Source organism: Streptomyces sp. GL_140 (genome assembly GCF_057834465.1).
The window spans coordinates 2,061,845-2,073,584 of the sequence record NZ_CM174404.1 but is presented as its reverse complement, the minus strand read 5'-3'; the positions used below and the strand labels follow the sequence as shown (position 1 = coordinate 2,073,584).

12 protein-coding genes are annotated in these 11,740 nt (G+C 65.6%); 8 read left to right on the top strand and 4 right to left on the bottom strand.

What is annotated here, in order from left to right:
- Nucleotides 1–33: 33 nt before the first annotated feature.
- The 8 genes from AC3IYJ_RS09640 to AC3IYJ_RS09605 all read left to right on the top strand — a co-directional run bounded on the left by AC3IYJ_RS09640 (nt 34) and on the right by AC3IYJ_RS09605 (nt 5,422).
- Nucleotides 34–558: a hypothetical protein gene (locus AC3IYJ_RS09640; RefSeq protein ID WP_489400895.1), complete on the top strand. Its 525-nt coding sequence runs from the start codon at nt 34–36 to the stop codon at nt 556–558.
- A 76-nt stretch (nt 559–634) separates the two neighbouring features.
- Nucleotides 635–1,342 carry an FAD-dependent thymidylate synthase gene (thyX, locus tag AC3IYJ_RS09635; protein ID WP_489400894.1) on the top strand — a complete coding sequence of 236 codons (708 nt, stop codon included), beginning with the start codon at nt 635–637 and terminating at the stop codon, nt 1,340–1,342.
- A 150-nt stretch (nt 1,343–1,492) separates the two neighbouring features.
- Complete coding sequence (locus AC3IYJ_RS09630; protein WP_489400893.1) at nt 1,493–1,987, top strand: SAM-dependent methyltransferase; 495 nt, start codon at nt 1,493–1,495, stop codon at nt 1,985–1,987.
- Nucleotides 1,988–2,001: 14 nt separating this feature from the next.
- Nucleotides 2,002–3,792: a DNA polymerase gene (locus tag AC3IYJ_RS09625; protein WP_489400892.1), complete on the top strand. Its 1,791-nt coding sequence runs from the start codon at nt 2,002–2,004 to the stop codon at nt 3,790–3,792.
- Nucleotides 3,793–3,801: 9 nt separating this feature from the next.
- Nucleotides 3,802–4,068 carry a hypothetical protein gene (locus AC3IYJ_RS09620; RefSeq protein WP_489400891.1) on the top strand — a complete coding sequence of 89 codons (267 nt, stop codon included), beginning with the start codon at nt 3,802–3,804 and terminating at the stop codon, nt 4,066–4,068.
- Nucleotides 4,069–4,367: 299 nt separating this feature from the next.
- Nucleotides 4,368–4,550, top strand: coding sequence for a hypothetical protein (locus AC3IYJ_RS09615; RefSeq protein ID WP_489403080.1), 183 nt, complete (start codon nt 4,368–4,370; stop codon nt 4,548–4,550).
- Entirely contained in the window at nt 4,504–4,959 is a 456-nt protein-coding gene (locus AC3IYJ_RS09610; RefSeq protein WP_489400890.1) for a deoxycytidylate deaminase, read from the top strand. Before AC3IYJ_RS09615 ends, AC3IYJ_RS09610 begins: the two co-directional genes overlap by 47 nt.
- A 202-nt stretch (nt 4,960–5,161) precedes the next feature.
- The gene (locus AC3IYJ_RS09605; protein WP_489402760.1) at nt 5,162–5,422 is read left to right on the top strand and encodes a hypothetical protein; all 261 of its coding nucleotides are present in this window, start codon (nt 5,162–5,164) and stop codon (nt 5,420–5,422) included.
- Nucleotides 5,423–5,468: 46 nt separating this feature from the next.
- Here the strand turns inward: AC3IYJ_RS09605 and AC3IYJ_RS09600 are convergent, their stop codons facing one another.
- The 4 genes from AC3IYJ_RS09600 to AC3IYJ_RS09585 all read right to left on the bottom strand — a co-directional run bounded on the left by AC3IYJ_RS09600 (nt 5,469) and on the right by AC3IYJ_RS09585 (nt 11,625).
- A complete protein-coding gene (locus AC3IYJ_RS09600) occupies nt 5,469–6,983 on the bottom strand; it encodes a recombinase family protein (protein WP_489400889.1) in 1,515 nt (504 codons plus the stop codon).
- Between the two features lie 192 nt (nt 6,984–7,175).
- Nucleotides 7,176–8,156 carry a DEDDh family exonuclease gene (locus AC3IYJ_RS09595; protein WP_489400888.1) on the bottom strand — a complete coding sequence of 327 codons (981 nt, stop codon included), beginning with the start codon at nt 8,154–8,156 and terminating at the stop codon, nt 7,176–7,178.
- A gap of 54 nt (nt 8,157–8,210) precedes the next feature.
- Nucleotides 8,211–10,826 (bottom strand): MXAN_6230/SCO0854 family RING domain-containing protein, encoded by a 2,616-nt coding sequence (locus AC3IYJ_RS09590; RefSeq protein WP_489402759.1) that lies wholly within the window; start codon nt 10,824–10,826, stop codon nt 8,211–8,213.
- Nucleotides 10,827–11,001: 175 nt separating this feature from the next.
- Entirely contained in the window at nt 11,002–11,625 is a 624-nt protein-coding gene (locus AC3IYJ_RS09585) for a TetR/AcrR family transcriptional regulator (RefSeq protein ID WP_489400887.1), read from the bottom strand.
- Nucleotides 11,626–11,740: the final 115 nt, after the last annotated feature.

The following is an 11,740-nucleotide window of genomic DNA, read 5'->3' as shown; positions in this document are numbered from 1 at the left end:
TACGGGGTGTGGGTTCATACCGCTGGAGAGCGAATGAGCTTCCCCAACCCATTTGATGGTGCCTCCCCGTGGGGCGAAACCAACACACCAGTCCCAGAGCCTCAGGAGGCCGCCTCTATGACCAACGTTCCAGTTACGTCGCCCAATGGCTTCAAGCTCGGCATGACCCTTAAGGGTGCTGCGGGTTATGACGCAGAGTGGCTCACTCCATGCGTCTACGGAGCCACCGCCGATGAGACGGCACAGCGGGCCGTCGACCTTATCAAGGCCCTGGCGGACCGGGGCGTAATTGAGCTGGTGTCTCACGCCGCGAAGAAGGTGCGGGAGACGCATCAGCCCACCGCCGGCAAGGGCGGGAATTCGGCACCCAAGACCTTCCAGGGCGGCAAGGTTCAGTCCGCTTCCCCGGCTGGTCCTGCTGGTGATTCCTGCCCGCACGGCCGAACTCTGCGCGAGGGCCAGGGCAAGAACGGCGGATGGGGAGCGATGTTCTGCAACGCCCCCAAGGGGTCTAACTGTGACCCGCTGTGGCGGCAGAAGGACGGCTCTTTCTCGTAGGAGCTAGCGAGCTTTAGCAAGGCACCTTTTAGGGGGCCGGGGATTCCTCGGCCCCCTTTTCCTTTGGAGTCATTCAGTGACAGGCATCCAGTTCAGGCCTGACGTAACCGTCAAGCTTGTAGATATTTCGGCCAACGATGCAATGGTTGCCAAGGCGGCAAGGGTCTCGACTGTCGGTAAGCAATCCGCGGTCGATGACCTGCCCACCGAAGCACTTATCAACTTCCTGATACGGGACCGCCACGGTTCCCCCTTCGAGCACACGCATTTCACATTCCTGGTAGAGGCTCCGATCTTCGTTGCCAGAGAGCACATGAGGCACCGTGCCGGCTGGTCATACAACGAGGAGTCCGGACGCTACAAGGAGCTTGCAGGGGTCTTTTATCAACCAGATGAACAGCGCTCGCTAGTTCAGGTGGGAAAGCCTGGGGCGTACACCTTCGAGTCAGGAACCCCAGCTCAGCATAAGGCGGTCAAAGAGGGTTTTTACTCGGCATACACCTGGGCTTATCAAGCGTACCTGTCCCTCCTGCGGCGGGGGGTGGCCCGGGAAGTTGCTCGAATGGTGCTGCCGGTCGGGACCTTCACGTCGTATTACGCAACATGCAATGCCCGGTCGCTCCTGCACTTTCTGTCGCTCCGAACCATCTCGGAAGTATCGCGCTTCCCCTCGTTCCCGCAGAGGGAAATTGAGATGGTCGCAGAGCGGATGGAGCGAGAGCTTTCTGTGGTGATGCCTCACACCTACGCAGCCTTCGTCAAGAACGGGCGGGTAGCGCCGTGATAGGGGGGCGGGGGGATTCTTAAGATACTTGATCTCTACTGCTGCCAGGGGGGAGCAGGCAAGGGGTATCGAGATGCGGGATTTGAAGTTGTCGGAGTCGACATTGCTCAGCAGCCCCGCTATCCATTTGAGTTCGTCCAGGCTGAAGCGATGCAGTTTCTGCTGACTTACGGCCAGCGATTCGACTTCATACATGCCTCGCCGCCTTGCCAGCTCTACAGCAAGACCCAGCGGATTCGGCAGAACGATCATCCGGACCTCTTGGGCCCTACTCGTGATGCACTGAACGCCGTTGGCGTTCCGTGGGTTATCGAGAACGTCATGGGGGCTGAGCCTCAGATGAAGAGCCCGGTCATGCTCTGTGGAGACTACTTCGGGCTGCACACATACAGGCACCGCCTTTTCGAGGCCGGGGGCTGGGTGCTTCCGCAGCCGGCGCACCCGGCTCACGTAAAGCGCCAAACGAAAATGGGCCGCCGTCGACTTCCCGGCGAGATGGGGATTTACGTCGGGAACTTCATTGGGGTGGATGGAGCAAAGGAAGACCTGGGGGTGCCGTGGATGTCTCGTGAGGGAATTCGTGAGTGCATCCCTCCCGCCTACACGGAGTACGTAGGTACGGAGTTCATCAAGCAGCTTGAATAGATGGGGGAAGGCTCTTGCAGCATCTCAGTTACCGGCTCAAGGGCCAGCCGATATCGATTCGGGTTGCGGAAACCGTTCGTGACCTTGAACAGTTCCGGGAGTTTGTATCTCAGCACCGCATCCTTGGATTCGACACGGAGACAACTGGGCTCGATTGGTGGGCGGATGACTTCCGGTGCCGTCTGGCTCAGTTTGGGACCGGCTCTGAGACCTGGGTCATTCCGGTGGAGAAGGGTCCGACCTTCGCGGAAGCGGTCCGCTGGGCTCTTCTCCGCCTTGAGTGGCTGGTAGCCCACAATGGCACCTATGACCTGCACGTTGTTGAGTCGACGCTCGGGATAACCATGGAGGAGCTTGCCCCAAAGATGTGGGACACCAAGCTCCTTGCTCACCTAGTCGATCCGCGGGCAGTCAAAGAGCGTGGTCCTGGCCTGAAGCTGGAAGAGCTGACCAAGTTCTATATTTGCGAGACCACGGCTGAAGAGGTCAAGGGCTCGATCCGGGAACTGGCTAAGAAGTACAAGACCACGAAGGAAAGAATCTGGAAGCTCGTTGAGCTTTTCGATCCGGACTTCCTGCTCTATGCAGGTATGGACCCGGCCCTTGCCTACCGTCTCTTTCAGCTCCTGTATCGGCTGGTGCCGGCACGCTCCAAGTCCCAGGGACTCATTGGGTGGGAGCACCAGCTAGCACACGTCACAGCCAAGATGGAGCGAAATGGCTACCTCCTAGATGTTGAGTACGCCGAACGGCGGTGCGAGGAGCTTTCGGCAGAGCAGCAGCGGCAAGAGCTCATTGCCCGAACGTTCGGCGTTGAGAACGTCAACTCGAATCAGCAACTGATCGACGTATTCACGGACCTCGGGGTAAGGCTGACCAAGCGGACCCCCAAGGGAAATCTGTCGATAGATGACGACGTGCTGTCAGCTATCAGTCACCCCCTAGCCGCTGCCGTGGTCCAGGCTAAAAAGGCGGGTAAGTGGCGGAAGACCTGGTTTGAGCGGGCCCTGAATGGTCGCGATTCAAGCGATCGGGTGCACGGAAGTATAAATAGTCTCCAGGCCAGAACATCCCGGATGTCAATTTCGGGAAGCATTCCGGCTCAGACATTCCCCTCGGGGGACGGCTATGTGCGTCACATGTTCCTAGCCGATGAGGGTCACGTCAGTTGCTCCATTGACTTCGGCAACATGGAACTTCGCTATCTAGCTGCGTTCTCTCGTGACCCCACGATGCTGAACGCATTTGTCAATGGATTGGATCTACACCAGATCACGGCTGACGCTGCGGACGTTGCCCGCAAGATCGGCAAAATGGCGAACTTCCTGACCGTATACGGCGGAGGTTGGGCAGCTCTTATGGAGCAGGCCCACGTAGACGAGGCCACCGCGAGAAAGGTGCTCGGAGCCTTCGCCCGCACCTATCCGGGAGTGGGCGTTTTCGGGAAGCGCCTTGCCGACGAAGCGCGCAGAACCGGGTTCATCTATACGGCCACTGGCCGGCGTCTGCCCGTAGACCCAGGTAAGTGGTTCCGAGCCCTGAATTATTACGTGCAGGGTGGCAGTCGGGACGTAACGGCTCGGGCCCTGCTCAAGCTCGATGCTGCGGGATTCACTCCCTACATGCGTCTCCCAATCCATGACGAGATCGTGTTTTCGTTCCCGAGGAATGAGGCAAAGGAGATGGCTCGTGAAGCAGCGCAGTTGATGCAGTTTTCCGTACAGGGCCTAATGATCCCCGCAGATGCCGAGATCGGTGATCGGTCCTGGGGGAGCGTGTTGGAACTCGAAGCAAGTAAACACTGAGGAGACGCGATGAGCGAGAACGAGAATGACGAGTCGGGCTCTTTCGAGGAACTGATTTCCGGAATCGAGACGGAGATGAACGCCGAGCGGCTTCACAAGCAGGCGGCGTACGCAGTTACGGCAGCTCGCATAGCCGGCACGGTCGTTACTGAGGCTGTTGCCGCTGGGGTCCCTTTCGAGCTTGCCAAGGAGATGGCTGCCGATACGTGGAACTCGCTTATGGGGTACCAGCCAATCATCCTTGACGAGACTGAGAGTGGGGAAGCAGCCGGGTGACCCCCATGGAAGAGCGCTGCGAAGGCCCGCGGAAGGGCCTCGCCGGTATGCCATACGCATCCATCGTGCCTAGCCGAACTCCCGCCTTGAAGTATCACGTTGGACTTGGGAGGGCTAAGGCAGCAGTCGCCTGGGAGCTGTCTAACCGGTACAACCCCGAGACCCGAAGGTTCGAGTACCAAGGCGTTCGGGGCGGAGAAGTCTACAAGCGTGAAGGCAACTCTTGGAAGCTTCTCTACCGAGTCGAAGCGGGAACGATTCCGGAAGATCTCCCCTGGAAGGCGGAGTAGTGATGGACTGTGAGTAAGGCGAAGCAGAGCGAAGCTCAGCGGGGATTTCTGCGAGACCTGAACGCTCTCGTGGAGCGGTACGGCCTCTTTCTTGAGTCTGCCGGCTGCTGCGGCGAACTCCTCCTTCTAGGAGGGAAGGCGCCGGTTGATCTCCGCTACGACTACGACGAAGAGGCCTACCGGGCCTTCTGAGCGGCCCTCGTGGGACGCCTGGGCTCTTGGCATAGCTGACGCTGTAGCACTTCGGGGGGACTGCACCCGCTCTCAGGTGGGCGCGGTCCTCCTGGACCGCAGGCACCGCTTGGTCATGTCCGGGATGAACGGCGTCCCCTCCGGCGAGCAAGGTTGCCTTGCGGGTGCCTGCCCGCGTGGCAGGACCACCTACGAAGAGATCCCAGCCGGCAGCGATTACGGCAACTGCATCGGCATTCATGCAGAGGAGAACCTTTTGATTCATGCGCGGCGTGAGGATCTCGATGGTGGGACCGTCTATGTAACTCGTGCACCGTGCTACCGATGCCTTCCCCGACTGAAGGCCGCTGGGGTCGCCCGAGTGGTGTGGCGAACTGGAACAGGGTGGGACGAGAAGATTTTGAACTGAGGGGTGGGGGGGCGTGACTAATGCAGAGTGGTTGGAACGATGGCTGTCTGAAGTGCCCGTTCTCACTGAGGGCCAAACGGACGAGATCCTTGAGCTGTTGGACCTGAAGCCAGCATGAACTGCGTACGCTGACCGGGTGGAACATCCGATCGGTGAGTGCTGCGGCTTGCCTGCGGCCTGCGTACCACTGACCATGTTCCCTATGGCCCGTTGCGAGGTATGCGGAAACGACTACGCCCTTTCGTTCACTGTCCTGACGAAGGATGGCTCACGGCACGAATTCGATTCGTTCGCCTGCGCCATTCACCGCATGGCTCCGATCTGTGAGCACTGCCGAGTTCAGATCGTCGGACAGGGTGTCGAGGCTGACGGTCAGTGGTTCTGCGGGGCGCATTGCGCCCGCGCTGAAGGTAAGACAGGCATTGTTGACCGGGTTGGAAGCGTGTCCAACTCGGCTGGATAACACGAAGGCCCCTCCCATCCGGGAGGGGCCTTTTGCGTGCTTGGAACTAGTGAGGTACGGGTTCGACTCGACTGGGGTCGAAGCGGCCACCCCGGCTCTTAGCAGGGTGGATGACCAAGGCCCGCAGTACCTTGCGGACTATGATGCGCTGCCGCTCAAGGGACAGATTCCCCCATCCGTTGGTCAGCAGCTCCTCAGTGATCGCACGTGTGCCGGCGGGCACGCTGTGGTAGGCCCGATCCGCAAGCAGCTCGTTCCGGCGAGCGTTCAAGTCATCCAGTGCGGTGACATAGGAACCGGCCCTGACCTTCTTAGCGGCCCATAGCTCTTGGAGTTCCTTTAGGTCGGTCTCTACTTCCTGAAGCTCCGCCGCACCCGTCCAAGGCTCGACCGTGGCCGTTAGCTGCTTCTGCGTGCTAGCCCGCAGCACCTGAGCCCAAACGAACTCTTGAATCAGCTTGTCGAGGTGTGGGCCATCGATGGCCAGTCGGCCGCAATACTCCGGACGCTGTTTGTTGCAGTTGTAGTTGTACCCTGCCGTACGCGCGCCCTTCGTCCACTTCGGGTGGCCTTTTAGACCCGCACCGCACCGACCGCAACGGGCGATGGCGGTTAGGAGGTAGCTGACGTTAGCCTCCCGAGTCTTCTGGTGTGCATCCCGACCCTTGGCGGCCTGGATCTTGTACCAGAGATCAAGAGTGGGGAAGAGGGGTTCCCAGTCACCCATGACGATTTGGTTCTGGTCGTCGTAAATGAGCTCTTCGTTGTAGGTGCGGATGCCCCAGTTCCTGGGCGCAAGGATCATGGCCTTGGCGCCGCCCCAGGTGAAGTGTTTCCCTGTGGTCGGGTTGATCACCCCGGGGCCGTTCTCGTCATCCGCAAGCCACTTCATGATGGTGGCGACCCGGTCACCAGCAAGGTGCTTCTCAACGGCCATGCGTCGGATCGGCGCGGTCTGGGGGTCAAGCTTGCTTGGGTCGCTCTCCAGCCAACCGAAGGTCAGCCCCCTGGCGTGCGACTGCCCCTTGTGTGCCCGGGAGACGTTCGCGCGGATCAGTCGGCGCTTGGTGTCCTCGCTGGACTTGTTCGCGATGTTCACGAAGAGGCGGGCTGAGAAGCGGCCGTCTGAGGTGGTCAGGTCGAAGTTCTGCCCTGAGAGGGTCTTGAAGACCAGGTGTTCCTTGGCGGTCTCGTAGTAGTCGATGACTCGCTCAAGGTCCCGGGGCTGGCGGTACACGCGGTCAATGTCGTAGGCGAGGATGCCGGACAGTCGGCCTGCCCCAAGATCCTTCACCATCTGCTCGAAGTCCGGACGCCTGACGTTGCGCTTGAAAGCGGAGAGGTTGTTGTCCTCGTACCACTTGATAGGCGCTCCGCCGGCAAGCGTCTCGATGTCCTCACGCTGGCGCAGGACACCCTTGCGCTCCTCCTCAGCCGCCTCTTCGGGCGTGAGGTGTCCGGACTTCACGGCTCTACGTATGTCCGCTAGGTCCGCATCTGAGATGCGGCAGTACCCCGCAAGCGGCTTGGCCAGCACGCGGTTCCCCTCCCTGACGTGCACGAATGCCCACTCTGATGGGGGAACTGTAGGGGCGAGTAGTCAACTCAGTCAAACAGGAGTACAGCACCCTGTGCGTGGACTTCGAAGGACATGCCGTAATCGTTTCCGCAGACTTCGCAACGTGCCATGCGCCACAGGGTGGGACCGGACCGGCCGGACGGGAAAGCGGACGCCGGGCGAGTCGCCCGACGGTCACCCGTCTGCCGCAGCCACGTCCCGCAGGAGCTGGGTGAAGGCGGCCTCGTCGACGACGGGGGTTCCGAAGGACTTCGCCTTGACCGTCTTGGAGGTAGCCGAGTCGGGGTCGTTCGTCACGAGCAGGCTGGTGAGCCGCGACACGCTCGTGGCGATGTGCAGGCCCGCCTCGACCGCACGGTCCTCCAGCAGCTCCCGGTCCACGGAGGTGTCCCCGGAGAAGGCGATCCGCATGCCCTGCTTGAGCGGCGCGCCGTCGCTGTAGCGCCCGGGGTTGGGGTACGGGCACGGCGGCCGCTTGCGCGAGGCCCGCCAGCTCGCGCTCCCTCCGTAGGAGGCCTGGTAGCCGACGCGCGGGGCGGCGGGGGAGTCCGACCACTCCGTCAGCGGCCGGCATTCCAGCAGGGGCAGCCGTACGTTGTCCCGCGCGGCTGCGTGCAGGGACGGCCGGAAGGCCTCCGCCAGGACGCGGGCGTCGTCGAGGGCGTGGTGGGCGCGCTGCTGGACCACGCCGAAGTGCGCGGCGAGCGACTCCAGCTTGTGGTTGGGCAGCGGGAGGTTCAGCTCCTTCGACAGGGCGATGGTGCACAGCCGCTGGCGGACCGGAGCGGCCCCGGCGGCCCGCGCGTACTCGCGGGCGATCATCTGCCAGTCGAAGATCGCGTTGTGTGCGACGAGCACCCGGTCGGCGAGCCGGTCGGCGAACTCCTCGGCGATGTCCTTGAACAGCGGGGCGTCCTGGAGCATGTCGCTGGTCAGGCCGTGGATCCACACCGGGCCGGGGTCCCTCAGCGGGTTGACCAGTGTGTACCAGTGGTCCTCGACATTGCCCTGAGCGTCGAGCCGGTAGACGGCGGCGGAGATTATCCGGTCGTCGCGAGCGAGCCCGGTGGTCTCCACGTCGACGACCGCGTACCCCTGCGGGTAGGCGGTCGGCCACATCGTCTCTGCGGTCGTACGGTCGGCGAGCATGGTCACAGAGGATATCGGCCCGCGCCGACACCCGGGGCCAGACGGGGTCCCGGCCCCTCCTCAGCCCAGCTCGGCCACGAGGTCCCCGGCGGTCACCCGGACGAAGGTCCCGGGCACTTCGGTGGGTCCGGGGAAGAGCCGGTAGGCCGTCCCGGAACCGCCCCCGGGTGCCACGCTCGCGGAGGTCAGCGCCAGGAACGCGCGCTTCCCGGAGGCCAGTTCGGCGGCCTCCGCGTCCGCGTCCGGGCGGGGCCGGCGCTCCTCGGGCGGCTCCAGGGCGGCGATCCGGGAGGCGAAGGCGGCCGGCTCCTCGGCGGCCGCGGCCCGGTACAGCCACACTTCGTCGAGCAGTCCGGGCGCCGGTGCCCGCCACAGGACGGCCACTTCCCGGGTGCGGGCGGCCGCCCGCCACACCGCGAGGTCCCACAGGGTCGTACGGGCGCCGGAGCCGAAGTGCTCCCACACGTCCCGGGCCACGGCCGCCAGCCGGTCCCCGTGCGAGCGCACGCTCTGGAATGCCCCGGACGGCGGCAGGTGGACATCGGCCCACAGGGCCCGGCGGGCGGCCAGGTCCACCACCATCGGCATGCACACCCGGGACTCGCCGGCCAGGTCGAAGCGCTGGCGGACGGTGCGCGGATCGTACGAGGAGTCGCGCGGCCCCTGCGCGGGCAGGGCCATGAAGCCCGCGAAGGCGTCCGGCAGCTCGTCGAAGGGCACGTTGTTGAAGCTCAGGACCAGGGGTACGGCGAAGACGTCCCCGTTGGCCGCGAGCGCTGCCAGGTCCAGGTCCACGTACTCGGTGGCCCCGTCGGGCGCGGGCGCCGAGGTCAGGTCGCCCGAGTGGGTGGCGGCGCCCCGGGGCCCGTGGCGCAGGGAGGTGTAGTCGCACAGCCCGGTGAACTTCCACTCGGCGTCGAAGAAGGCGACGGAGAGGTCCAGGTCGGTGCGGGTGCCCTGCGGCTCGGTCCAGTGCAGGAACAGCCGCAGCACCTCGCCCTCCGGCAGGGTCAGGGTGCTGCCGCGCGGTACGGCCACCAGGGCCTTGGCGGCGGTGCGTTCGGCGAACGGCACGGTCAGGTCGGCGAGCCCCGAGTCCAGGACCGCCACTTCGTACGGCTCGCCCTCGGAAGCCCCGAACCGGCGCAGTACCTCTGCCTCCAGCAGGGCGGTGACCCGCCCGACGAGCGGGGCGGGCAGCGGCGGGCGGGTCTCGGCCACCGACTGGGCCCGGGTCACCCGGCCGCGCGGGAAGAACACCCGGCGGCCGCCCGTACGGTCCTCGGACCGCATCCGGAGCGCGCCGAGCGCGGACAGCAGCGGGCCCGGACCGGCGCAGGGCAGCCCGTGTTCCAGCGCCCGCGCCAGCTCCGGGACCAGGGGGCCGCCGGTGTGCAGGCGCAGCAGGTGATCGAGGCGGCGCACGAGTTCACCGGGGCGCCGGCCGGCCAGCGCGGCGGCGGCCCCGGCATCGCCCTCGGCCAGGGCCTGTTCCAGACGCCCGGCCCAGGTGGCGGGCCGGATCCGGTCGCCGTCCGGGCAGACGCGCACGGCGTCCGGGTGCGCGGCCGCGGTCCGGCGCAGGGCGGTGCCGAGGGGGCCGGACAGGGGGGTGCCGCGCAGGACGGCGAAGGCGAGCGCGGCGCGCGGGTGGCGGGCGTGGTGTTCGAAGGGGTGCAGGATCTCGGCGGCCCGCTTCCATCCGGTGGGATGCCGCAGCAGGTCCTCGACCAGGTACGGGGTGGGCAGCGCGTCGAGGACCGCGAGCAGTTCGCGGCGCAGCGGCCGGGGGAGCGATGCGAACCGGGACGGCAGTGGCAGCAGCCCCGGATCCCCTTCGGAGCGCACGGCGAGCAGTCGCAGCACGTCGGTGGCGGTGGTCAGCAGCCCGGCGAGCATCGGCCGTACGGATTCCCGAGTCGAGGGGTTCTCGTACAGGGCGGCGAGCAGCAGGGCCTTGGTCTCCCGTACGGGGATCTCCGCGGGGAGCCAGTCGAGTCCTGGCGGGGCCGACCGGATCAGCAGGGGCAGGTCTTCGCGGTCCTCGGGGGACAGCGGGGTCCGGCGGCCGAGCAGGGAGGCGAGCAGCGCGGCGGCGTCGGCAGCCGGGTCGGTGCCGAGCCGGAGCAGCCGCAGCGGCCCGGCGGCCGCACCGGGGGCGGTCTTCGCCCGGCGGGGCGCGCGGTCGTCCGGGCGGTCGTCCGGGCGCAGGAAGGGGTCGGCCGGGTCGATGCGGCGGTTGCAGAGCGGGCAGCCGGTGTAGTCGGAGCCGTCCCAGCAGGAGCCGCAGACCAGGTGGGCGCACGGGGAGAGGGGACGCACCGAGCCGGTCGCGGCGCACAGGACGCACGGCTGGCCGGGTTCCTGGAACAGCAGGGCGAGGACGCGGTCGACGTACCAGCGCTCGGTGTCGCGGGGGATGGAGAAGGGGAAGCGGCGGAAGAGCGGCTTGTGGACCCGGTCGGAGCCCATCAGCGCGTCCACCAGCGCGAGCAGCCGCAGTCGTTCCTCGGCGAGGTCGGTCGGGGCGAGGACGGCCAGGGCGGCGTACAGCTCCCGGCTCAGGGCGTGGCCGCGCTCCAGCAGCTCGCCCTCCAGTGGGCGTACGCCGCTGGTGCCCGGGGAGGCCGCGGCCGGCGGCTGGTCGACGTAGACGCTCTGGAGCCGGCGCAGCATGAGCGATTCGACGGGTCCGATGGCAGACACAGCTGGGATTCCCCTCCGCAAATGAAAAACGGGGGCGGAGAGTGGGCGCGCGGGGTCTTTGCAAAAGGAGTGAGAAGGATGCGCGCCGGGGAGCCGCCCCCGTGTCCACGATCCCATCACGGAGTGGGGGTGCCACGCAAAGCGATTACCCGGCGGCCGTCAGCAGGGCCCGCACCAGGGCCCGTACGGATACCTGGAACAACCGTTCCGGGTCCACCGGCCGGGCCAGGGCGCGGGCCAGGGGCGGGTCGTGGGGGGCGTCGGCCGGGTCCCACAGCTCGCTCTCGGCGGGGGACTGGGTGGGGGAGCGTTCGCGATTGCGCTCGACCAGGACGAAGCCGATGATCTGGAACTGGATCGCGCGCACCGCGTCGGCGGCCCGTGCTCCGCGCAGTCCGGCCGCGTGCACCTCGTGCACCAGGGCCTGCTGTGCGGGCAGGAACATCCGCTCGGTGAGGCCGCGTTCGTGGACCATCGCGATCAGGTGCGGGCGTTCGCGCAGCTCGCGGCGGAGGATCCGGGCCACCGACAGGATCCGGTCGGCGGGGTTGCGGCCGACCGGGCGGATCGCGCCCATGTCCTGCACGGTCCGCTCCACGAGGGCGTCGAGCAGGGACTCGCGGTTGCCGACGTGCCAGTAGATGGAGGTCACCGCCGTGCCCAGCTCGGCGGCGAGCTTGCGCATGGTCAGGGCGGCCGGGCCGTGCTGTTTGACGAGCGAGGCGGCCGTGTCCAGCACCTCGGCACGGGTCAGCGCGGTTCTGGCCATGAGAGCCTTCCCAACTTTCTGTCGATTCGTCAGATCGGGTCGGTGCAGGGGTCTTTACCCTTCATCGGTCCCGGTGTAACTGTGTTACAGGAAGAACCTACCGAAGGGTGGTGCT